At 59.0% G+C, this 21,053-nt stretch carries 23 protein-coding genes and 1 pseudogene; 13 read left to right on the plus strand and 11 right to left on the minus strand.

The window, feature by feature from the left end; translation table 11 throughout:
* The 5 genes and pseudogenes from FT726_RS20780 to nth form a co-directional block, all read left to right on the plus strand.
* A pseudogene (locus tag FT726_RS20780) lies at window positions 1-554 on the plus strand (electron transport complex subunit RsxC); the annotation flags it as partial.
* Window positions 555-1,613, plus strand: coding sequence for an electron transport complex subunit RsxD (gene rsxD / locus FT726_RS20785; RefSeq protein ID WP_058769716.1), 1,059 nt, complete (start codon window positions 555-557; stop codon window positions 1,611-1,613).
* Between the two features lie 2 nt (window positions 1,614-1,615).
* Window positions 1,616-2,248: an electron transport complex subunit RsxG gene (gene rsxG, locus FT726_RS20790; protein WP_278707595.1), complete on the plus strand. Its 633-nt coding sequence runs from the start codon at window positions 1,616-1,618 to the stop codon at window positions 2,246-2,248.
* On the plus strand, window positions 2,245-2,946 hold the full coding sequence (locus FT726_RS20795; protein WP_346303361.1) for an electron transport complex subunit E: 702 nt from the start codon (window positions 2,245-2,247) through the stop codon (window positions 2,944-2,946). The genes rsxG and FT726_RS20795 overlap by 4 nt, the downstream gene beginning before the upstream one ends.
* On the plus strand, window positions 2,943-3,575 hold the full coding sequence (gene nth, locus FT726_RS20800; protein WP_288422586.1) for an endonuclease III: 633 nt from the start codon (window positions 2,943-2,945) through the stop codon (window positions 3,573-3,575). Before FT726_RS20795 ends, nth begins: the two co-directional genes overlap by 4 nt.
* Window positions 3,576-3,620: 45 nt before the next feature.
* On the opposite strand, the gene FT726_RS20805 is transcribed toward nth, so the two are convergent.
* Window positions 3,621-4,307 (minus strand): CTP synthase, encoded by a 687-nt coding sequence (locus FT726_RS20805; protein WP_288422585.1) that lies wholly within the window; start codon window positions 4,305-4,307, stop codon window positions 3,621-3,623.
* Between the two features lie 664 nt (window positions 4,308-4,971).
* Between FT726_RS20805 and dtpA the strand changes: the two genes are divergently transcribed.
* The 3 genes from dtpA to gstA all read left to right on the plus strand — a co-directional run bounded on the left by dtpA (window position 4,972) and on the right by gstA (window position 8,187).
* Complete coding sequence (gene dtpA / locus FT726_RS20810) at window positions 4,972-6,477, plus strand: dipeptide/tripeptide permease DtpA (RefSeq protein WP_058757699.1); 1,506 nt, start codon at window positions 4,972-4,974, stop codon at window positions 6,475-6,477.
* Between the two features lie 122 nt (window positions 6,478-6,599).
* A complete protein-coding gene (locus tag FT726_RS20815; RefSeq protein ID WP_058776276.1) occupies window positions 6,600-7,508 on the plus strand; it encodes a LysR family transcriptional regulator in 909 nt (302 codons plus the stop codon).
* A gap of 73 nt (window positions 7,509-7,581) precedes the next feature.
* Window positions 7,582-8,187, plus strand: coding sequence for a glutathione transferase GstA (gene gstA, locus FT726_RS20820; protein WP_282996264.1), 606 nt, complete (start codon window positions 7,582-7,584; stop codon window positions 8,185-8,187).
* Window positions 8,188-8,230: 43 nt separating this feature from the next.
* Here gstA and pdxY read toward each other — a convergent pair whose 3' ends face one another.
* The 5 genes from pdxY to anmK all read right to left on the minus strand — a co-directional run bounded on the left by pdxY (window position 8,231) and on the right by anmK (window position 12,702).
* A complete protein-coding gene (gene pdxY, locus FT726_RS20825) occupies window positions 8,231-9,091 on the minus strand; it encodes a pyridoxal kinase PdxY (protein WP_058776274.1) in 861 nt (286 codons plus the stop codon).
* Between the two features lie 53 nt (window positions 9,092-9,144).
* Window positions 9,145-10,419: a tyrosine--tRNA ligase gene (gene tyrS, locus FT726_RS20830; protein WP_346303362.1), complete on the minus strand. Its 1,275-nt coding sequence runs from the start codon at window positions 10,417-10,419 to the stop codon at window positions 9,145-9,147.
* A gap of 139 nt (window positions 10,420-10,558) precedes the next feature.
* A complete protein-coding gene (gene pdxH / locus FT726_RS20835; RefSeq protein WP_021506201.1) occupies window positions 10,559-11,215 on the minus strand; it encodes a pyridoxamine 5'-phosphate oxidase in 657 nt (218 codons plus the stop codon).
* 20 nt (window positions 11,216-11,235) lie between these two features.
* Window positions 11,236-11,571: an MliC family protein gene (locus tag FT726_RS20840; protein WP_346303363.1), complete on the minus strand. Its 336-nt coding sequence runs from the start codon at window positions 11,569-11,571 to the stop codon at window positions 11,236-11,238.
* 9 nt (window positions 11,572-11,580) lie between these two features.
* Entirely contained in the window at window positions 11,581-12,702 is a 1,122-nt protein-coding gene (gene anmK / locus FT726_RS20845) for an anhydro-N-acetylmuramic acid kinase (protein ID WP_127834029.1), read from the minus strand.
* A 285-nt stretch (window positions 12,703-12,987) separates the two neighbouring features.
* On the opposite strand from anmK, the gene slyB reads away from it, so the two are divergent.
* The gene (gene slyB, locus FT726_RS20850) at window positions 12,988-13,455 is read left to right on the plus strand and encodes an outer membrane lipoprotein SlyB (RefSeq protein WP_021506204.1); all 468 of its coding nucleotides are present in this window, start codon (window positions 12,988-12,990) and stop codon (window positions 13,453-13,455) included.
* 41 nt (window positions 13,456-13,496) lie between these two features.
* Here the strand turns inward: slyB and slyA are convergent, their stop codons facing one another.
* Entirely contained in the window at window positions 13,497-13,934 is a 438-nt protein-coding gene (slyA, locus tag FT726_RS20855; RefSeq protein ID WP_010618966.1) for a transcriptional regulator SlyA, read from the minus strand.
* A gap of 150 nt (window positions 13,935-14,084) precedes the next feature.
* Here slyA and FT726_RS20860 point away from each other — a divergent pair, with 150 nt between their 5' ends.
* The 3 genes from FT726_RS20860 to FT726_RS20870 are packed head-to-tail and all read left to right on the plus strand — an operon-like array spanning window position 14,085 to window position 17,193.
* Window positions 14,085-14,321: a DUF1656 domain-containing protein gene (locus FT726_RS20860; protein WP_021506205.1), complete on the plus strand. Its 237-nt coding sequence runs from the start codon at window positions 14,085-14,087 to the stop codon at window positions 14,319-14,321.
* A gap of 6 nt (window positions 14,322-14,327) precedes the next feature.
* The gene (locus FT726_RS20865) at window positions 14,328-15,185 is read left to right on the plus strand and encodes an HlyD family secretion protein (protein WP_346303364.1); all 858 of its coding nucleotides are present in this window, start codon (window positions 14,328-14,330) and stop codon (window positions 15,183-15,185) included.
* Window positions 15,186-15,192: 7 nt separating this feature from the next.
* Window positions 15,193-17,193 (plus strand): FUSC family protein, encoded by a 2,001-nt coding sequence (locus tag FT726_RS20870; protein ID WP_288422576.1) that lies wholly within the window; start codon window positions 15,193-15,195, stop codon window positions 17,191-17,193.
* Here FT726_RS20870 and FT726_RS20875 read toward each other — a convergent pair whose 3' ends face one another.
* The 4 genes from FT726_RS20875 to FT726_RS20890 all read right to left on the minus strand — a co-directional run bounded on the left by FT726_RS20875 (window position 17,194) and on the right by FT726_RS20890 (window position 19,591).
* Window positions 17,194-17,661: a hypothetical protein gene (locus FT726_RS20875; RefSeq protein WP_021506208.1), complete on the minus strand. Its 468-nt coding sequence runs from the start codon at window positions 17,659-17,661 to the stop codon at window positions 17,194-17,196.
* 128 nt (window positions 17,662-17,789) lie between these two features.
* Entirely contained in the window at window positions 17,790-18,308 is a 519-nt protein-coding gene (gene sodC, locus FT726_RS20880) for a superoxide dismutase family protein (RefSeq protein WP_021506209.1), read from the minus strand.
* An 81-nt stretch (window positions 18,309-18,389) separates the two neighbouring features.
* Window positions 18,390-19,286 (minus strand): aldo/keto reductase family oxidoreductase, encoded by an 897-nt coding sequence (locus tag FT726_RS20885; RefSeq protein WP_021506210.1) that lies wholly within the window; start codon window positions 19,284-19,286, stop codon window positions 18,390-18,392.
* A 65-nt stretch (window positions 19,287-19,351) separates the two neighbouring features.
* The gene (locus FT726_RS20890) at window positions 19,352-19,591 is read right to left on the minus strand and encodes a DUF1289 domain-containing protein (protein ID WP_021506211.1); all 240 of its coding nucleotides are present in this window, start codon (window positions 19,589-19,591) and stop codon (window positions 19,352-19,354) included.
* Window positions 19,592-19,811: 220 nt separating this feature from the next.
* On the opposite strand from FT726_RS20890, the gene FT726_RS20895 reads away from it, so the two are divergent.
* A partial coding sequence (locus FT726_RS20895; RefSeq protein ID WP_346303365.1) for a phosphoethanolamine transferase domain-containing protein occupies window positions 19,812-21,053 on the plus strand: 1,242 nt, incomplete at its 3' end.

Raw genomic sequence — 21,053 nt, forward strand, 5'->3', positions numbered from 1 at the left:
CGCGCAAGGCCGCCGTGGAAGCCGCCATTGCGCGTGCTAAAGCGAAAAAAGTGGCCGCGCCGGCACAGCCAGCCGCTGACACCACGACCGCAGAAAGCGATCCGCGCAAAGCGGCGGTTGAAGCGGCTATTGCGCGTGCCAAAGCGAAGAAAGCCGCTGCAGCACAGGTGTCGACGGACGCTGAGCCGGTAGCGGAAACGCCAGCGGCTGAGGTCGATCCGCGCAAAGCGGCGGTTGAAGCGGCGATTGCCCGTGCCAAAGCGAAGAAAGCTGCGGCGGCACAGGTGCCGACGGACGCTGAGCCTGCAGCGGAAACGCCAGCGGCTGAGGTCGATCCGCGCAAAGCGGCGGTTGAAGCGGCGATTGCGCGTGCCAAAGCGAAGAAAGCCGCGGCCGCAGCGCAGCAGACAATCGACGCGCCCGCCGCATCCCCTGAAGTGGAGGCTGCTGCCTCTCCTGACTCCGCCGACCCACGCAAAGCGGCGATTGCCGCAGCGGTCGCCCGTGCCAAAGCGCGTAAAGCGCAGCAGCAGCCTTCGACGACTGAGGACTAAATGGCTTTTCGTATTGCAAGTTCGCCTTATACCCATAACCGCCGCAGCACCGGCAACATCATGCTGCTGGTGGTACTGGCCGCGCTGCCCGGCATGGCGGCACAGTGGTATTTCTTTGGCATCGGCTTCCTGATTCAGGTGCTGCTGGCGGTCGCTACCGCATGGATTACCGAGGGCGCGATTCTGCGCCTGCGTCACGCGCCGGTAGTGCCGACGCTGGCGGACAACTCTGCCCTGCTGACGGCGCTGCTGCTGGGCATCAGCCTGCCGCCGCTGGCGCCGTGGTGGCTGGTGGTGCTAGGTACCGTATTTGCTGTGGTTATCGCCAAGCAACTGTACGGCGGCCTCGGCCAGAATCCGTTCAATCCGGCCATGGTCGGTTATGTGGTACTGCTGATCTCCTTCCCGGTGCAGATGACCAGCTGGCTGCCGCCGGATGTCCTGCAGGCGATCAAACCTGGCCTGATGGACTCACTCAGTATGATTTTTACCGGCCACACGCTGGCCGGTGACACCATGCAGCAGTTGCAGCTGGGTGTGGATGGCGTGAGCCAGGCTACGCCGCTGGATACCTTTAAAACCGGCCTGCGCGCCGGGCACAGCGCCGAACAGCTGCTGGCCCAGCCGATTTATGGCGGCGTACTGGCCGGCCTCGGCTGGCAGTGGGTCAATCTCGGCTATCTGCTCGGCGGCATGCTGCTGCTGGCGAAGAACGCCATCCGCTGGCATATCCCGTTCAGCTTCCTGCTGTCGCTGGCGCTGTGCGCCACGCTCGGCTGGCTGTTCGCGCCGCAGTCGCTGAACTCGCCGCTGGTGCATCTGTTCTCCGGGGCGACCATGCTCGGTGCGTTCTTTATTGCCACCGATCCGGTCACCGCGTCCACCACCAACCGTGGCCGGCTGATTTACGGTGCGCTGATTGGCCTGCTGGTGTGGCTGATTCGCAGCTTCGGTGGCTATCCGGATGGCGTCGCCTTCGCGGTGCTGCTCGCTAACATCTGCGTGCCGCTGATTGACTACTACACGCAGCCGCGCGTGTATGGACATCGCAGGGATTGATGATGATCGAAACCATTCGTAAAAACGCGTTCACGCTGGGCATGTTTGCCGTGATCACCACCGGCGTGACGGCGGTGGTCAACTATGTCACTAAACCGACGGTCGATCACCAGACCGCGCTGCAGCAAAAAAACCTGCTCGACCAGGTGGTGCCCACCGATTTGTACGACAACAATATTCAGCAGGAGTGTCTGCTGGTGACCGATGCCCGCGCGCTCGGCAACGACAAACCGCATCATCTGTATGTGGCGCGCAAAGGGGATCACCCGGTGGCCGCCGCACTTGAGACCACCGCCCCTGACGGCTATTCTGGCGCGATACAGATGCTGGTCGGCGCCGATTTCCACGGCAAAGTGCTGGGCGTACGCGTGATTGAACATCATGAGACGCCGGGTCTGGGTGATAAAATCGAGCTGCGAATTTCCGACTGGATTAACAGTTTTAACGGCAAAGTGGTGCACGGTGCCGACGATAAAGCCTTTGCCGTGAAAAAAGACGGTGGCGAATTTGACCAGTTTACCGGCGCGACCATCACGCCGCGCGCGGTGGTCAACGCCACCAAACGCACGGCGCTGCTGATTGAAACGCTGCCAGCGAAGCTCGCTTCGCTGCCTGAATGTGGAGATGCACCATGAGTGAAGCGAAAAATTTACTGATTGGCGGATTGTGGAAGAACAACTCGGCGCTGGTGCAGCTGCTGGGGCTCTGTCCGCTGCTGGCGGTGACCTCAACCGCTACTAACGCGCTGGGCCTCGGACTGGCAACCACGCTGGTACTGACCATCACCAACAGTGCGATTTCCGCTTCGCGCCGCTGGGTGCCGGGTGAGATTCGTATTCCGATCTACGTGATGATCATCGCCTCGGTGGTGAGCTGCGTGCAGATGCTGATCAACGCCTATGCCTATGGCCTGTATCAGTCGCTGGGCATCTTTATCCCGCTGATCGTCACCAACTGCATTGTGGTGGGACGTGCGGAAGCGGTGGCATCGAAAAGCAGCATTCCCCTCTCCGCGCTTGATGGCTTTGCCATCGGTATGGGCGCTACCTGCGCAATGGTGACGCTGGGTTCGATTCGTGAACTGATTGGTAACGGCACGCTGTTCAACGGCGCTGATCAGCTGCTGGGGCCATGGGCTAAAGCGCTGCGCATTGAAGTGGTGCATTTTGATTCACCAATGCTGCTGGCGATGCCGCCGCCGGGTGCGTTTATCGGCCTCGGTATGCTGCTGGCCGGCAAATACCTGATCGATCAGAAAATGAAGCAGCGCGCCGCACGTCAGCTGGACGCTGCTGCGGCCGCGCCGCAGGGCGAAACCGGGAAGGCTGTGTGAATAAGGATAAACGCCTGCAGATCCTCACGCGACTGCGTGACGCCAATCCCCATCCGACCACCGAACTGAATTTCAGCTCACCGTTTGAGCTGCTGATCGCTGTGCTGCTGTCGGCACAGGCAACCGATGTCAGCGTCAACAAAGCCACCGCCCGACTCTATCCGGTGGCCAATACGCCAGCGGCAATGCTGGCGCTCGGCGTGGAAGGCGTTAAAGAGTACATCAAGACCATTGGCCTGTTTAACAGCAAAGCGGAAAACGTCATCAAAACCTGCCGCATCCTGCTGGAGCAGCACGGCGGTGTGGTGCCGGAAGACTGCGCGGCACTGGAAGCCCTGCCCGGCGTCGGGCGCAAAACCGCCAACGTGGTGCTTAATACCGCCTTTGGCTGGCCCACCATTGCCGTGGATACCCACATTTTCCGCGTCAGCAATCGCACCCGCTTTGCGCCGGGTAAAAACGTTGAGGAAGTAGAACAGAAGCTGCTCAAGGTGGTGCCTGCCGACTTTAAGGTTGACTGCCATCACTGGCTGATTCTGCACGGTCGCTACACCTGCGTGGCGCGTAAACCGCGCTGTGGCTCCTGCCTGATTGAAGATTTGTGTGAGTTCACGGAAAAGACCGACTGATCGGTAACGGCGCGACCCTGCGCGCCGTAGACCGCTTATTAACCGTTAATGCGCCGCCTGCAGCCACGCCACGACCAGCGGTGACAGCCGGTTTTGTAACGCGGCGCGTTCAGACTGGAACAGCGTGGCGACAAAGAACGGATGATCGGTCAGCTCTACCCCGCGCACATCCCCCTCCAGATCCCATGAGGTAATACGCAGATTGCGCGTGGCCAGCGCCTCGCTGAACTCAGCGTTAACGCCAAAGTTGCAGTGATAGCCTTCGTTACTCTGCAGCGCGCCGTAGGCCTGAGCAATACGCGAACCCGGCTCAAACGTGACCTCACCGCGCTGCTCGACCAGCGAGCAGGCCAGTGGCGCAATCACCCAGCGCGCGTCAGGGTCGGTCTCGGCATGACCAGCATCCTCCCAGCCCAGCACGTTGCGCGCGTACTCCACCACCGCATACTGAAAGCCGGCGCACGAGCCTAAAAAGGGTTTACCGCTTTCGCGCGCCCAGCGAATGACGCCGAACACGCCGGCATCATTCAGGAAGGGACTGCCAGGCACCACCCAGACGGCATCATAGTCGTGCAGACGCGGCAGATCGATTTCCGGCGTGGCGATCCAGTCGGCGGTTACGTCAAGGGAGAGTGTGGCGGCGGCAAGCTGAATGGCAGGAGGAATGGCCTGATGCGCGACGGCACTGGCACGGTAATCGCCCACGAGAGCGACACGAGCGGACTGCTTCATGATGAGTTCCTTGCAGGGAAAAAACGAGGTTACAGCAATTTCTTCAGGCTGTCGAAGGGCTGGCGATCGGCTATCCATCCTCCCCCTGCCTGGCGCAGCAGGTCGCTGCCGCCGGAGGCGTTGCAGAGCTTATACAATGAAAGCCGTGATTAAGTGGTGAAATTGTCGGCAAACGGGAGAGCGGCAATCGTTTTCTTTTTTTACATTTCTAATTAATTGATAATTTTGTGCACAGGATCAACAAATTAGCCTGCGGCGAACTGTCAGCCGCTTATTGTGCTCAACAATCAGACAATTGCGCTTACTTCTTCAGCAAAAATCAGGGGAATCATCCATCTTAACGGGCTGGATAATATTATGTCCTGCCCAGAGCAGGAAAAGCAGTTTATCTCAGGAAAATCCATCAACCGATCTGCAACAAGAACAATTATCCTGCTATAATGTCACGCAGTGATATTTAACACTGATTTACAAGTTATTATCCTGGTTATAACCCTGCCTGTAACAAGTATTTCAGCGTGCAGAAAATGCTTGCCCTGTTGGCCTGATTCAGCCAAATTAGGCGCCGTTTTTCCTTTCTAATAACAATGTTGCGCGGGATTACCCAGCCCGACGCAGACTTAATTCCTGTTGTAAAACAGGCGATGTATAAACTGAGGTATACGTGTCAACTGCAAACAAACACACTGATGAGGCGGTAAGCCTTAACGCCTTCCGTCAGCCGAAAGCGTTCTATTTGATCTTCTCCATCGAACTGTGGGAGCGTTTTGGCTACTACGGTCTGCAAGCCATCATGGCGGTCTATCTGGTGAAACAGCTGGGGATGTCCGAAGCGGACTCCATCACCCTGTTCACCTCGTTCAGCGCACTGGTTTACGGCCTGGTTGCCATTGGCGGCTGGCTGGGCGACAAAGTGCTCGGCACCAAACGCGTGATTATTCTCGGCGTCATTGTGCTGGCGCTGGGCTATGCGATGATTGCCTTCTCCGGTCATGACACCACCATGGTGTATGTCGGCATGGCGACCATCGCCGTGGGTAGCGGGCTGTTCAAGGCTAACCCTTCTTCACTGCTGTCGACCTGCTACGAGAAAGACGATCCGCGCATCGACGGTGCCTTCACCATGTTCTACATGTCGATCAACATCGGTTCGCTGTTCTCCATGATGCTGACTCCGTGGCTGGCGGCCAAATATGGCTGGGGCGCGGCGTTTTCGCTGTCGGTGGTGGGCCTGGTGATCACCCTGCTGAACTTCCTGTTCTGCCAGCGCCTGGTGAAGAATTACGGCTCCAAACCAGACTTTGCGCCGCTGCAGGTCGGTAAGCTGCTGATGACCCTTGTCGGCGTGGTTGCGCTGATCGCACTGGCCACCTGGCTGCTGCATCATCAGAGCATTGCCCGCATGACGCTGGGCGTGATCGCGATCGGTATCGTGCTGGTGTTTGCCAAAGAAGCCTTTGCGCTGCACGGCGCGGCACGCCGCAAAATGATTGTCGCCTTCCTGCTGATGGTCGAAGCCATTGTGTTCTTCGTGCTGTACATGCAGATGCCAACCTCGCTGAACTTCTTCGCCATCCGTAACGTTGAGCACGCGATTCTCGGTATCACCTTTGAGCCGGAACAGTTCCAGGCGCTCAATCCGTTCTGGATCATGGTGGCCAGCCCGATTCTGGCGGCAGTTTATAACAAGCTTGGCGATAAGCTGCCGATGCCGCACAAGTTTGCCATTGGCATGGTGCTGTGCTCTGCAGCGTTCCTGGTGCTGCCGTTTGGCGCGAAATTCGCGAACCAGGCAGGTATCGTTTCGGTGAACTGGCTGATTCTGAGCTACGCGCTGCAGAGTATCGGTGAGCTGATGATCTCCGGTCTCGGCCTGGCGATGGTGGCGCAGCTGGTGCCACAGCGTCTGATGGGCTTCATTATGGGCTCCTGGTTCCTCACCACCGCTGGCGCCGCGATGATTGCCGGTAAGGTAGCGAACCTGATGGCGGTGCCGGAAAACGTCACCGATCCACACGCCTCACTGGCCGTGTATAGCCAGGTGTTCCAGCAGATTGGTATCGCCACTGGCGTAATCGCCCTGCTGATGCTGATTACCGCCCCGCTGCTCAACCGCATGACGCAGGATGACGCGCAGGCAGAACTGAAGCGCGCCAGCGCTAACCAGTAATCGTTTCTGAGCCGGGCTAAGCCCGGCTTTTTTTATCCCCCTTCACAACCCCCGCTTTCCGCTGTAGTTTAAGCAACACGCTTTTTATGCTCGCCTTGCACGGCTGAGCTCGGGAATGGCTCATGGACAGATTTGACGAGCTGCAGGTGTTTGTTGCGGTGATTCAGCAGGGCAGCCTGGCTGGCGCGGCGCGCGTATTGCAGCGTTCGCCGCCGGTCATTACCCGCACGCTGAATGCGCTGGAAGCACGTTTCGGCACCACCCTGATTGAACGCACCACGCGCCAGCTGGCTCCCACCGAGAGCGGCTGGCAGCTGTTTGAGCAGGCGCAGCGCTTGCTTAACGATTACCAGAGCGCGCTCGACAGCGCCCACCACAGCGGACTGCACGGCCTGCTGCGCATCACCGCCCCGGTGATGTGTGGCCGTCGCCACGTGATGCCACTGGTCAATGCCTTTCTGCAACAGCATCCGGAAATGCAAATCGAACTGATTCTAAGCGACAGCTATCAGGACCTGATTGAAAACGGGCTGGATATTGCAGTGCGCATTGGCGAGCTGCAGGATTCGTCGATGGTGGCGCGCAACGTCGGCAGCGTACGCTCGATGCTGGTCGCCAGCCCGGACTACCTTCGCCAGGCCGGAATCCCAGCCCATCCGGCTGAGCTCAGCATGCATGCGCTGGTGGCAGGCGTGCGCCATACCCGTGAGTGGCGCTTCGCGCACGACCTGCGTGTGCGCATCACCCCACGCCTGCGCGTCAATGATATCGCCAGCCAGCTGGATGCATTGCGCAGTGGCCAGGGCATTGGCCGTCTGTTGTCTTATCAGGTGATAGATGAACTGCAGGCTGGCACGCTGATCCGCCTGCTGAGCGAGTGGGAGCCGGCACCGCTGCCGGTGCATCTGGTGGCGCAGCGGGTGAAAAACATGGCGCCCAAGGTACGCTGTTTCTGGGATTTCGCGCTCACGGCACTGCCGCCGCGACTGCAGGCGGCCGCTGAATTTCCCGCGCCCGCCCGCAATTCCTGATCGCTGTCACTGGTAAAAATTTCTGGCAGTTTTATGCTGCTGACATCACAACAACTCATCAGGAGAGGCCATGATGAAACTCTATTGTAAGCCCGGTGCCTGTTCGCTCTCGCCGCATATCGTTGCGCGCGAATGCGGGCTGGATTTTACGCAGGTCAATGTCGATCTGCAGAAGAAAGTCACCGAGCGCGGAGAAGATTACTGGCAGATAAACCCCAAAGGACAGGTTCCCGCGCTGCAGTTTGATGACGGCAGCATACTGACGGAAGGCGTGGCGATTGTGCAGTATCTGGCGGATCTCAAGCCGGATCGCAACCTGCTGGCACCGACCGGCAGCCTGACGCGCTACCACACGCTGGAGTGGCTAAGCTACATCAGCAGCGAATTGCACAAAACCTTTTCCCCGCTGTTCCGTCCGGATACGCCGGAAGAGTACAAAGCCATAGTGCGTGCACAGCTGGAGCAAAAATTTCAGCGCGTTAACGATGCGCTGCAGGATAAACAGTGGCTGATGGGGTTACGCTTCACCGTCGCCGATGCCTATCTGTTTGTGGTTACGCGCTGGGCAAAAGCCATCAAACTGAATCTGGAAGGTTTGAGCGCGCTGGAGGCATGGTTTGCGCGGGTGGCCGCGCGGCCGGCGGTTCAGGCCGCACTGAAGGCTGAAGGTCTGGTCTGACGCCACAGGCCGGCATGCTGGCCGGCCTGTTAATTAACAGCGATTACAGCTGTTCTGCCGCAAAGTGCTGCGTGGGTTGCGCAATTGCATCCTGCGCCGCCACCAGTTGCAGTTCATACTCGCCCATCTCGTGGGTTTTCAGCATCACTTCATATACTGCCGCCGTCACATGTTCCAGCGCATCCTGCAGCGATTTGCCGTGCAGCAGGTCAACCAGCAGCAGGCCACTGGTCAGATCGCCAACCCCCACCGGCTGACGCACACCAAAATCCACCAGCGGACGGCTGATGTGCCAGCACTGATCGGCGGTGACCAGCAGCATTTCAAAGCGATCGCTACGGCGTCCGGCGCGCGCCAGATGTTTCACCAGCACCACGCGCGGCCCCTGCGCAATCAATGCGCGAGCGGCAACCACCGCCTGCTCCACGTTAGCGACCGTCTGGCCACTGAGCATCTCCAGCTCCAGCAGGTTCGGCGCGATAAGATCGCTGGCCGGCATCGCCTGCTTGCAATGAAACTCCGCTACGCCGGGCGCGACGATGCAGCCTTTTTCCGGATGGCCCATCACCGGGTCACAGAAATACCAGGCGTCAGGATTCGCCGCCTTCACCATACGCACGATTTCCAGGATCTGTTCGCCCTGCTCCGCCGAGCCGAGATAGCCGCTCAGCACCGCATCGCAGGTTTTCAGACGATCGATGGCGGCGATCCCGCTGACGATATCGGTCAGATGGGTGGCGGGCATCACGGTGCCGGTCCAGTGACCATACTGGGTGTGATTGGAAAACTGCACGGTGTTTAACGGCCAGACGTTGGCGCCCATGCGTCGCATCGGGAATTCGGCCGCGCTGTTACCGGCGTGGCCATAAACCACGTGAGACTGGATTGCGAGGATATTTTTCATTATTGCCCTGTACTGCTTGCCATAAAAAAGGGCCGGAGACCGGCCCTTGCACCTTACTGCCAGCTAATCAGGCAGTAGTGTTTTTTGCCGCGACGCAGCAGCGTGTAACGACCAAACAGTTTGTCGCTGTCGCTAAAACGATACTCGGCATCAGACTGTTTCTCACCGTTGACAGACACCGCGTTGGAGCCAATCATGGTGCGCGCCTGGCCGCGTGACGGCACCAGTTCCGCCGCCACCAGCGCCTGTTGCAGATCGTCGTCCGCATTCAGGCTAATGGTCGGCATGCCATCCTGTGCCAGCTGCTCAAAGTCCGCTTCGGTCATATCGCTCAGGCTGCCGGAGAACAGGCTGTCGGTGATGCGCTTCGCCGCGCTCAGACCGCTTTCGCCGTGCACCAGACGCGTCACCTGCTCTGCCAGCACATACTGCGCGCGCGGCGCTTTGCCACTGGTTTTGTCTTCTTCTTCCAGCGCATTGATCTCTTCAATGCTCATGTAGGTGAAGAACTTCAGGAAGCGATAGACGTCGGCGTCGGCGGTGTTGATCCAGAACTGGTAGAACTTGTACGGACTGGTTTTCTTCGCATCCAGCCATACCGCGCCACCTTCGGTTTTACCAAATTTGGTGCCGTCCGACTTGGTGATCAGTGGCACCGTCAGTCCCCACGCTTGCTGCTGATGCAGACGACGCGTCAGATCGATGCCGGAGGTGATGTTCCCCCACTGGTCGGAGCCGCCAATCTGCAGCACCACGTCGTAGCGCTTGTTCAGTTCGGCAAAGTCGTAACCCTGCAGCAGGTTGTAGGAAAACTCGGTGTAGGAGATGCCCTGATCTTCACGGTTCAGGCGCATCTTCACCGCTTCACGGTTGATCATCTGGTTGACCGAGAAGTGCTTACCGATATCGCGCAGGAAGGTCAGCACGTTCATGCCGCCAAACCAGTCATAGTTGTTGGCCGCGATGGCGCTGTTGTCGCCGCAGTCAAAATCGAGGAAAGGCGCAACCTGTTTGCGAATCTTCTCTACCCACTCGTTAACGGTTTCCGTGGTATTGAGTTTACGTTCGGCCGCTTTAAAGCTGGGATCGCCAATCAGGCCGGTGGCACCGCCGACCAGGGCCACCGGCTTGTGGCCGGCATCCTGGAAACGTTTCAGGCACAGCAGCGGCACCAGATGGCCCAAGTGCAAGCTATCAGCGGTGGGATCAAAGCCGCAATAGAGTGCAATTGGCCCTTGCGCCAGCCGCTCTGCTAACGCTTCCTCGTCCGTTACCTGGGCTACTAAGCCTCTCTCTTGCAATTGTTGTATCAGGTTACTGCTGGTCATCACTGACTCCAAATTGATCAGACTGCACCTATGCTGGTACACAGCTGTCCGCTGACGTGCGGATACGAAAAAAATGAGGGCTATAGCATAAAGCGCTGACGAGCCGTGCGCCAGCGCTGAAAGGGGATAAAACGCAGTTTTACGGTGCTAAACGGTCGATTGTCCAGCCGCTGCCATCACGCTGATAAAGGAAGCGGTCATGCAGGCGATGTTCGCCGCCTTGCCAGAACTCCATGGTGTGGAATCTGACGCGGAATCCGCCCCAGAAACTCGGCAGCGGCACTTCCCCCTGCTGAAACTTCTGCTTCAGCTCAAGGAATTTGCCCTCGAGCACGCCGCGCGCGGAAATCCGGCTCGACTGTTTCGATACCCAGGCGCCAATCTGGCTGTCTCGCGGACGGCTGTGGAAGTACTTCAGCACTTCCAGCGGCGACAGTTTCTCCACTTCGCCCAGCACCATTACCTGACGCTCAAGGAAGTGCCAGGGAAAATGCAGGGAAATGCGCGGATTGTCCGCCAGCTGCAGCGCTTTACGGCTGCCGAGGTTGGTGTAAAACACCATGCCCTGCTCATCGTAGTGTTTAAGCAGGACGATGCGCTGATAGGGCTGGCCGCTGCTGTCCACCGTCGCCACCGTCATAGCGGTGGGATCGGGCAGCTGCGCGGCGCACGCCTGCTGCAGCCACTGCTCAAACAGCGCCAGAGGCGTATCTGGCAAATCTTTGCGCCGCAGCCCGCCACGCGTGTACTCCCGACGCAGGTGGGCAATGTGTTGCAAGCTGTCACTGTCGCTCATGCTGGTATCCCGGTTCTCTCTTACTGTGCGGAGGCATCCGCGTTCTGCAGTTCACAATCATTAATCACGATTTTATCGTTGCGTTCAACAAAAGCGCCATTGCCTTTTGACCAGAAAACGTAGGTGCCATCGCTGTAACGCGCGCCGGAGGCAGACACCGTCTGGGTCAGCGTGAGTGGTTTGCCGTCCAGAATAAAGCTTACCTGCTGCTTCGCGTTGTCCAGCGTGACCGTCAGCGGCAGCGTGCCACACTGGTAATGTAACGTCTCTGGCGCGGGTGCGGGTGCGGGTTTATGCCAGATACCACAGCCGCTGAGTAAGGTCAGGGTGCCGGCCAGCACGATCATCTTTTTCATGTTTGCTCCTTAACGTATTGCGTGGGAATTGGCGGGATAGATGGCGCCCAGCACGCTCATTTCGCGCGCGCCGGTTACCGCCGGCAGATTGCCCGGCAGCCCGGACAGGGTGCGGAACGCCAGCCAGGCAAAGGCCAGCGCCTCCATATCATCACCGCTGATACCGGCCTGATCGGTGGTGCCCACTTCAGTGCCAGACAAATGCGCGGCCAGCCGCGCCATCAGCAGCGGATTGCGACTGCCGCCGCCGCACACCAGCAGACGATCGCAGCCATCGTTGAGCTGTACCTGATGGGCGATAGTCAGCGCGGTCAGCTCGCACAGCGTTGCCTGCACATCCTGCGGGGCCAGCGCCGGGAAGCGCTGCAGCTGCTGTTCTACCCAGCCCAGGTTGAAGTATTCCCGACCGGTGCTTTTGGGTGGCGGCAGCGCAAACCACGGATCGCCGAGCATCTGCTCCAGCAGCGCGGGTACGACCTGGCCACTGCGCGCCCAGCCGGCATCTTTATCAAACGGCAAGCCTTTGTGGCGCCAGATCCACGCATCCATCAGCATATTGCCCGGCCCGGTATCAAAGCCGCGCACCGGCTGACCGGGGATCAGCAGCGACAGATTGGCGATGCCGCCAATATTCAGCACCATGCGCCGTTCGACGCTGTCCATCAGCAACGCCTGGTGAAAAGCCGGTACCAGCGGTGCGCCCTGGCCGCCCAGCGCCATGTCGCGGCGGCGAAAATCGCCCACCACCGTGACGCCGGTCGCGGCAGCGATCTGGTTATTGTCGCCAATTTGCAGCGTATTCGGTGCCGCCGACTGCGGCTCGTGCCACACCGTCTGGCCGTGGCAGCCAATCGCCATGATATCGCTGGCCTCCAGCGCCTGCTGCTGCATCAGCGTCAGTACGGCTTCCGCAAACAGCTGGCCGAGCCGGGTATCAAGCTGACCGAGCTGCGACAGCGTCAGCGTCTGTCCCTGACAAATTTCCAGTACCTGCTGACGCAGCGCCAGCGGGATGGGATGGCAGTAGCTGGCCTGTTGCGCCACCATATGCTGGTCGATCGCGGCCAGCACGACGTCTACGCCGTCCAGGCTGGTGCCGGACATCACGCCGATATAGCGTCCTGATTTCATAGCGCTTCCTTACCCGTTTGCGGGCCTGCAATGCATCTGTGTTTAGCCTGGCAAATTACCGGGGCTAATTCTATGATAAATTTCCGCTTTTCAACTGCGCTGCGACACGCATTCCGGTAGCAAACTATTTTCATCCGGCAATTGAATTTTTGTTGATGGGCGGTGGTCTATGCTTCGGCCCAGCCGCATATTGTTCGGACATCGCGTCAATTGACCATTTTCTGACTTATACTGTTGCAGTACAGGACGAGAATATGGCGTTTTTTTGCATTAAGGAGCTTTCTCATGATTAAGCGTTTCGTAGCCGTAGCCCTGGCGGGTATCACGCTGGCTGGCTGTGTTAATAACGATACCCTTTCCGGCGATGTTTACAGCGCCAGCGAAGCCAAGCAGGTTCAAAGCGTCTCATACGGTACGCTGGTCTCCGTGCGTCCGGTAAAAATTCAGGGCGGCGATGACAGTAATGTGATCGGTGCCATTGGCGGTGCGGTGCTGGGTGGTTTCCTCGGTAATACCATTGGCGGCGGCGCGGGGCGCAGTCTGGCAACGGCCGGCGGTGCGGTACTGGGCGGCGTAGCCGGTCAGGGCGTGCAGGGTGCGCTCAACAAATCTGACGGCGTAGAGCTGGAGATCCGTAAGGATGACGGCAATACCATTATGGTGGTGCAGAAGCAGTCCGCCAGCCGTTACTCAGTCGGCCAGCGCGTGGTGATGGCCTCCAACGGCAGCCAGGTCACCGTCTCTCCGCGCTAAGCGCACAGATAAAAAAAACCGACGCCAGTGCGTCGGTTTTTTTATTTCTCGCGGTTCTGCAACTCGAGAATGTTTTTTTCCAGCCGGGCAATCAGCGTCACCATCTGATTGATCTCTTCGAGGCTGATGCCGGAGAGGATGTCGTCACGCGTCGCGTCTATCACGTTTTCGACCTGCTCAATGATCGGTTCAGCCTGACGGGTCAGCTTGATGCGCTTGGCGCGGCGATCGTTAGCGCAGGTGGCGCGGGTGATGAGCCCCTTCTCTTCCAGCTGATCCAGCGTACGCACCAGCGACGGCTGCTCAATACCGATGGCTTTCGCCAGCTGAATCTGCGACTGCTCTGGCGGGAGTTGATGAATATTGTGCAACGTCACCCAGTGGGTTTGTGTCAACTCAAGCGGCTTCAGACGCTGGTCGATCAACGCGCGCCAGATGCGCACCAGGCGAGACAGATCTGTTCCAAGCGGCGTATCCATTTCATCTCCTTATAATTAGCTTGCTAGCTATCAAGCCAGATTTTACACTATTCTGCGAGTTTACAGGACAAATTACAAATCCCGGGCCAGACGGCACGCCCGCTGTCTACACTTGATTTAACCGTGCCCGGGTAAAAAGGATGATGCCACGTGTCAATCTTCGCGCTCACCGCGACGGCGCCGCTGACCGATCTGGTGTTCGGTGCCTCACTGTTCTTCCCGCCGCTGTTCAAAGCGGTGCTGCTGGGCTTCTTTTTCTGGCTGCTGATTCATCCGCTGCTGCGCGGCTGGATCTACTCCGGCGATGTCTGGCACCCCACCTTAATGGATCTCTCACTGTTTGTTCTGTGCGTGAGCGGCGCACTGTGGATACTGAGCCTCGGATAAATCACCATGAAATTCAACCCCTTTAAGTACTTTTCTACCCTTGTGGTGTTTACCCTGGCGCTGCTCGCAGGCTGGTGGATGTGGAACTACTACATGCAGGCCCCGTGGACGCGCGATGGCAAAGTGCGCGCTGAACTGGTGGACGTGACGCCCGAGGTCTCCGGCCGTATCAGCACGCTGGCCGTGCGCGACAATCAGTTTGTGCATAAAGGCGAGGTGCTGCTGACGCTGGATCCGGTGCCGTGGCAGATTGCGCTGACCAATGCGCAGGCCCAGCTGGCGAAGGCGCAGGCCGACCTCGCCAAAGCGCAGCATGAGGCGGATCGCCGTGCCAGCCTGCCGCGTAACGTGATCTCCGCTGAAGATATGGACGCGGCGCGCCTCAACGCGAATGCGGCGGCCGCCACAGCGAAAGCCGCACAGGCGATGCTCGATCAGGCGCGCTGGAACCTGCAGCAAACCACGGTGACGGCACCGACCGACGGCTGGGTCAGTAACCTGACGCTGCGTGCCGGCAATTACGCGACCGCCGGTACGCCACTGTTCGCGCTGGTCGACAGCCACTCTTACTATGTGATGGGCTATTTCGAAGAGACCAAACAGCGCCATATCCAGCCCGGCGCGGCGGCGCAAATCGTGCTGTATAGCAACGGCGCACGACTGCAGGGCCAGGTGGAGAGTATCGGGCGGGCCATTTACGACCAAAGCATCGCCAGCGACGGCGGTCTGGTGCCTGATATCAAACCCAACGTGCCCTGGGTCAGGCTGGCGCAGCGCGTCCCGGTGCGTATCCGGCTAAACGCGGTACCGGATAATGTGCCGCTGGTAGCCGGTACCACCTGCACCATCACTGTCGCGCACTGAGGCCGGCATGAATCTGCAGTGGCTGGCCTGGCACAATCTGCCGTGGATAAAGGCAACCGGCGGCGAGTGGCGCTATGCGTTGCGTAACGCAATCGCGATGTGTCTGGCGCTCACCCTGGCGTATGCGCTGCAGCTGGATCAGCCTTACTGGGCCATGACGTCCGCCGCAGTGGTGAGTTTCCCCACCGTCGGCGGTGCCATCAGCAAAAGCCTTGGCCGCATCGTCGGCAGCCTGCTCGGTGCCAGCGCCGCGCTGCTGATTGCCGGTCATACGCTCAACGAACCGTGGCTGTTTGCCTTTTTCATGGCCGGCTGGCTGGCGCTCTGCACCTGGGTCGCCAGCCATTTTCAGAACAATGTGGCCTACGCCTTTTCACTGGCCGGTTACACCGCCGCGATTATCGCCTTCAGCAGCGTTAACGTTAGCGACGTCAGCCAGCTGTGGGACATCACCCAGGCGCGCGTGTGCGAAGTGATCGTCGGGATTCTCTGTGCCGGGCTGATGATGATGATCCTGCCCAGCACCTCGGACGGCAGCGCACTGATGCTATCGCTGCGCCAGATGCACACCCGCCTGCTTGACCACGCGGTGCTGCTGTTGCAGCAGAGCAGCACGGAAAATGTGCGCACCGCCCACGAAACGGTGATCAGCCAAATCCTCACCATGAATCTGCTGCGCATTCAGGCCTTCTGGAGCCACTATCGCTTCCGCCGGCAAAATAACGTGCTTAACTACGTGTTGCATCAGCAGCTGCGCCTGACCAGCGTGCTCTCCAGCCTGCGGCGCATGCTGCTTAACTGGCCCGACGCGCCGCCGGTGCTGTACAGCGCAATGCAACAGCTGCTGCACGAACTGGCGCAGCCGCAGTGTGATAAATACCGTCTGGCGCAGATTCTGCGCAGCATCACGCCGGACGTGCACGGTGATTTCCGCCAGCGTGCTTTTGTCCAGCGGCTGCGCTACTTCTGCTGGGTGTGGCTGAATGTGGAGCGCTGGATTCGCCTGATTGAGCGCGCCGACGCTGACACCCGTTTCCAGCCGCCTTACGCGCCGGCACTGGCACGTGCCAGCGACAGTGCCGAAGCTGGCTGGAGTGCGCTGCGCACGTTTAGCGTGATCATGCTGGGCTGCGCGTTCTGGATTGGGACCCAGTGGGACGCTGGCGCCGCCGCGCTGACGCTTACCGCTATTGCCTGCGTGCTCTACTCGTCATCGCCTTCGCCCGGCGGCAGCGTGTCGCTGCTGCTGAAAACGCTGCTGTGGCTGTCGCTGTTCAGCTTTGTGCTGCAGTTTGGTCTGATGGTGCAAATCAGCGCGCTGTGGCAGTTTTTGCTGCTTTTGTTCCCGCTGCTGCTGACGCTGCAACTGTTTAAGCTGCAACAGAAGCAACGCGCCGCGCTGTGGGGCCAGTTTATTGTGTTTATGGGATCGTTTATCGCGGTAAGTAATCCGCCAGACTGGGATTTCCAGAGCTTCCTTAACGATAACCTGGCAAAAGTGTGTGGCGTCCTGCTGGCGTGGCTGGCGTTTCAGGTGTTACAGCCGGGTTCTGATGCGCGCCGCAGCCGGCGCCATATCCGGGCGCTGCGCCACGCTTTTCTCGATCAGCTACGTCGCCAGCCGCGTCTGAGTGAAAGCCGGTTTGAATCGCAGATTTATCATCACATCAGCCAGCTGAGCCACAGCCGTGATGAGCAGGCGCGCCTGTGGCTGCTGCGCTGGGGCGTGGTGCTGCTGAACTGTTCGCACATTGTCTGGCAGCTGCGCGCCTGGCAACCCCGCTCACCGGCGCTGGCGCAGCTGCGCGACAGCAGTCTGCAGGATTTGCAGCGCATTATGAGTTTGCGCGGTGTGCGTCACGACTCGCTGCAGACCGCGCTGGATACGCTGCAGCAGGCCATTGATCAGCTTCAGGGGCAGCCGGAGAGCGACGCGAATACCCTGGCGGGTATTTTGTGGCGCCTGCGCTGTTCGCTGGCGCAGCTGCGTCAGGCGGTGCCGGATTGATCATTCACAGTACTGGGTAAACTGCCGATCAAAGTCATCGTGCAGCTGTTGCAGGGTCTTCTGCCCTTCGAAGCGGGTTTTATCCTGCTCGGACATCGGTTCGATCACCAGCGCTTTCTCGTCCGACGAGTAGATAAAGCGCCGTGCCAGCGTGCTGCCGGTAAAACTGGTGCCCTGAATGCCGCCGCACACCACGGTGATGCTGTGACGGCGGATTTCGGTATGAGTGAAATTGGTTTCGGTGGCGCTGCGCAGGACGTTCTGACAGCCTTTGGCTTGCAGCCGCTGCAGGGTATGCTGCGTCAGCCATTCGCGGCCGCGGGCAATATTTTCACAACTGGCGCGCAGCGGATTGGTATCTATATCACGCTGCAGCTGACGGCTGGCCTCCAGTCGTAGCTGGGTATCATTCGGGCGATCGCAGCCCACCAGCGCTAAACACAACAGCAAAATCCCACGCGTTTTCATGCCTGCCCCTTAGCGGTTCCGTTCCTGAATCAACATCATAGGATGGAATGTTGCCGCTGAGTAGCAGGAAAATGGGTCAGAATTTTTCTGCGCGGCGGCGGCGGGTCAGGCCCGTCGCCGCCCGGTAGTCAGATCACGCCGCAGGCCAGACGTGCCCCGCCACCGCCAAGCGGTTGCGGATGGTCTGCATGGTTATCGCCGCCGACATGCACCATCAATGCTTTGCCTTTGATCTCGCTCAGCGATTTCAGACGGGGCGCCACCACGGGATAGCTGGCTTTGCCGTCGTCGGTGACATACAGCGCGGGCAAATCGCCGAGGTGACCGTCAGCATACGGACCGAGGTGCTTGCCGCTGTTGTGCGGATCGAGGTGACCACCCGCCGCGCCGGCCGCCACGGTTTTGCCGGCGGATTCGCCGGGCTCACAGCTGCCTTTGGCGTGGACGTGAAAGCCGTGAATGCCGGGTTTCAGCCCGCTCAGCGCCGGCGCGAACTGCAGACCATACGGGGTTTCGCTGATGGTCACCTTACCGATCGACTCACCGATACCCTGCGCCGTCACCTGATGCAGCGTCACGTCTTCTGACGCCGCGTGTGCACCGGCAGCACACACCAGCGTCAGCACGGCCATAATGGTTTTTTTCATAACGTCTCCTTACGGTTCAGATTCCCTCTAAGCCTGGACCGCTTTTGCCCAGGCTGCCGTAGTTTGACGCAGATTTACGCTTCAGGGCACATCGTAGCCGAGCGCCGCCTTGCGAATACGGAACCACTGCTGGCGATCCAGCGTCAGTTCACAGGCTTTCACCGCGTCGCTGACGCGCGCAGTTTTACCGGAACCAATAATCGGCAGCGGACGACTGGGCAGCTTCATTACCCAGGCATACACCACCTGCTCGATATTGCTGGCACCGATCTCCTGACGCACCTGTTCCAGCTCATCGCGCAGCGGCTGGTAGTGCGGATCGTTAAACAGGCGGCCGCCACCGAGGCACGACCACGCCATTGGGCGCATACGCGTCTGCTGGCACTGGTCGAGCGTGCCGTCGAGCAGCGCCGACTGCTCCAGCGGTGAGATTTCCAGCTGATTGGTGACCAGGCTAAACGGCAGACGGGATTGCAGCAGCGTGAACTGCGCAGCGGTAAAGTTGGACACGCCAAAATAACGCACCTTGCCACTCTGATGCAGCTGCAGGAAGGCGTCGGCGATTTCATCCGCATCCATTAACGGATCCGGACGGTGAATCAACAGCAGATCGAGATAATCGGTGGCAAAGTGGCGCAGCGAGTTTTCCGCACTGTGCAGGATGTGGCTGGCTTCGGTGATGTAGTGACCGATTTTATGCTCGGGTTTCGCGCGGGTAGCAATGCCGCACTTGGTGACGATTTGCAGTTGCTGACGCAGCTGCGGTGCCAGGCGCAGCGCTTCGCCGAACGCGGCTTCACAGCGATAGTCGCCATAGATGTCGGCGTGGTCAACGGTGGTGATGCCCAATGCCAGATGATGCTCAATAAACTGCACCAGCTGCTGCGGCGTCATGCCCCACTCCATCAGCCGCCAGTAACCGGCGATCAGCGGCGAAAAAGCGGGTCCCTGTGGGGCAATAGCGTGCGGTTGTAACATGGTTAAACTCCCTTCTGCGCAATAGCGAAAGCGCGAGTATAACCAAATGCGCACGGCGCGTTTTCTTAAAACAGCTCCGGTTGCTGTGGATCAGGATTTTCATCCACTTTTTGCTGACGCTGCAGGCGCAACAGGCGCTGGCGACACAGGCGCAGCACCTCGCGTTTTTGCGCATCGCTGAATTTCATCCAGTTGAAGCGCTCCTCCCGGCTGCGCAGACAGCCACGGCAATAGCCGCGCGCATCGCTCTGGCAGATACCGCGACAAGGGCTCGGAACCGGAAAAAACTCTAATTGCTCAGCCACATCACCTCCGCAATGAACCTATCCACTCTTATTGATAACAGCTTAGTGACATAGTGCAAGGCATAAACCGTTATTACTGGTACTGTACATGGCGACAACCACGCCAGCTTCCGTCACCGTGGCAATAGTCAGGGAATCAATCAGGTAAGGAGACGCGGTTAAGGTTTTCCTCATCTTCAATTCATACGATTGTCATATTCCGTTATTCCGATGAGTCTCCATGAAACTGACCTCTAAGTTACAGTGTCACGACAACAGTTTTAATTTACTGGCCGCGTTGTTCTTTGCCTTTGTCCTCAATGCCCTGTTTTTACTGCGCGCGTGGGAAATTATTCCCTACACACGCGTGCATGATTACCTGTTCGCCGCCAGCATGCCGGTGGTGCTGGTCGCGGCGTTTTATCTGCTCTTCTCGCTACTGGCCTGGCCGTGGATACGCAAACCGCTGCTGATTGTGCTGATTCTCGCCAGCGCCGCCGCCAACTACTTTATGCACAGCTTTGGTACGGTCATCGACACCAACATGATTGAAAACGTGTTTGAGTCGAATGCGCAGGAAACCGGCGCGCTGATGAGCCGCAACTATGTCATCTGGATGCTGCTGATGGGCATTCTTCCGGTCGCGCTGGTGTGCAGCGTCCGTATCAGCAATCGCCAGCGCTGGTGGTGGAACCTGCTGCAGCGCCTCGCCAGTGCGCTCGGTGCCGTACTGGTGATTCTGCTGATGGCTGTGCTGTTCTACAAAGACTACGCTTCGCTGATCCGCAATAACAAAGGCCTTGTGAAGATGATCACCCCTGCCAATATTGTCAGTGGCACCGGCCATTATGTCGATCAGCGTTATCTGCAGGGCAGCCAGGCGCTGGTAAAGATTGGCGAAGATGCGAAGAAAGGACCGCTAATCACCGCCGGGCCGAAGAAGACGCTGGTGGTGCTGGTGGTGGGCGAAACTGCGCGCGCGGAGAACTTCTCCCTCGGCGGCTATGCGCGCGACACCAACCCACAGCTGAAAAAGCAGCAGGTGATTTATTATCCCAACGCCAGCTCCTGCGGCACAGAAACCGCCATTTCGGTGCCGTGCATGTTCTCGAATATGCCGCGCGAGCATTATGACGCGAACCTCGCCCATCATCAGGAAGGCGTGCTGGATGTGCTGGCCCATGCCGGAGTCAGCGTGCTGTGGCGCGAAAACGACGGCGGCTGCAAGGGTGCCTGCGACCGCGTGCCGCATACCGATATGACGCAGTGGCAGCTGCCACAGTACTGCCACGGTGGCTTCTGCCTCGATGACGTCCTGCTGCATCGCTTTGATAACTATGTCGACAGTCTGCACAATGACGGCATCATCGTACTGCACCAGATGGGCAGCCACGGTCCGGCTTACTTTAAGCGCTATCCGGCCGCGTTCCAGCGCTTTACGCCGACCTGCGACAGCAATCAGATTCAGGATTGCGATCACCAG

It is taken from the genome of Pantoea sp. Morm (assembly GCF_016643525.1).
In the GTDB taxonomy this organism is placed as follows: Bacteria; Pseudomonadota; Gammaproteobacteria; order Enterobacterales; family Enterobacteriaceae; genus Pantoea; species Pantoea dispersa.

What these genes read in the sequence shown, in the direction of transcription:
- rsxD (WP_058769716.1), top strand. Translation starts at nt 555, where the DNA reads ATGGCTTTTCGTATTGCAAGTTCGCCTTATACCCATAACCGCCGCAGC.
- rsxG (WP_278707595.1), top strand. Translation starts at nt 1,616, where the DNA reads ATGATCGAAACCATTCGTAAAAACGCGTTCACGCTGGGCATGTTTGCC.
- FT726_RS20795 (WP_346303361.1), top strand. Translation starts at nt 2,245, where the DNA reads ATGAGTGAAGCGAAAAATTTACTGATTGGCGGATTGTGGAAGAACAAC.
- FT726_RS20805 (WP_288422585.1), bottom strand. Translation starts at nt 4,307, where the DNA reads ATGAAGCAGTCCGCTCGTGTCGCTCTCGTGGGCGATTACCGTGCCAGT.
- FT726_RS20815 (WP_058776276.1), top strand. Translation starts at nt 6,600, where the DNA reads ATGGACAGATTTGACGAGCTGCAGGTGTTTGTTGCGGTGATTCAGCAG.
- gstA (WP_282996264.1), top strand. Translation starts at nt 7,582, where the DNA reads ATGAAACTCTATTGTAAGCCCGGTGCCTGTTCGCTCTCGCCGCATATC.
- pdxY (WP_058776274.1), bottom strand. Translation starts at nt 9,091, where the DNA reads ATGAAAAATATCCTCGCAATCCAGTCTCACGTGGTTTATGGCCACGCC.
- tyrS (WP_346303362.1), bottom strand. Translation starts at nt 10,419, where the DNA reads ATGACCAGCAGTAACCTGATACAACAATTGCAAGAGAGAGGCTTAGTA.
- pdxH (WP_021506201.1), bottom strand. Translation starts at nt 11,215, where the DNA reads ATGAGCGACAGTGACAGCTTGCAACACATTGCCCACCTGCGTCGGGAG.
- FT726_RS20840 (WP_346303363.1), bottom strand. Translation starts at nt 11,571, where the DNA reads ATGAAAAAGATGATCGTGCTGGCCGGCACCCTGACCTTACTCAGCGGC.
- anmK (WP_127834029.1), bottom strand. Translation starts at nt 12,702, where the DNA reads ATGAAATCAGGACGCTATATCGGCGTGATGTCCGGCACCAGCCTGGAC.
- slyB (WP_021506204.1), top strand. Translation starts at nt 12,988, where the DNA reads ATGATTAAGCGTTTCGTAGCCGTAGCCCTGGCGGGTATCACGCTGGCT.
- slyA (WP_010618966.1), bottom strand. Translation starts at nt 13,934, where the DNA reads ATGGATACGCCGCTTGGAACAGATCTGTCTCGCCTGGTGCGCATCTGG.
- FT726_RS20865 (WP_346303364.1), top strand. Translation starts at nt 14,328, where the DNA reads ATGAAATTCAACCCCTTTAAGTACTTTTCTACCCTTGTGGTGTTTACC.
- FT726_RS20870 (WP_288422576.1), top strand. Translation starts at nt 15,193, where the DNA reads ATGAATCTGCAGTGGCTGGCCTGGCACAATCTGCCGTGGATAAAGGCA.
- FT726_RS20875 (WP_021506208.1), bottom strand. Translation starts at nt 17,661, where the DNA reads ATGAAAACGCGTGGGATTTTGCTGTTGTGTTTAGCGCTGGTGGGCTGC.
- sodC (WP_021506209.1), bottom strand. Translation starts at nt 18,308, where the DNA reads ATGAAAAAAACCATTATGGCCGTGCTGACGCTGGTGTGTGCTGCCGGT.
- FT726_RS20885 (WP_021506210.1), bottom strand. Translation starts at nt 19,286, where the DNA reads ATGTTACAACCGCACGCTATTGCCCCACAGGGACCCGCTTTTTCGCCG.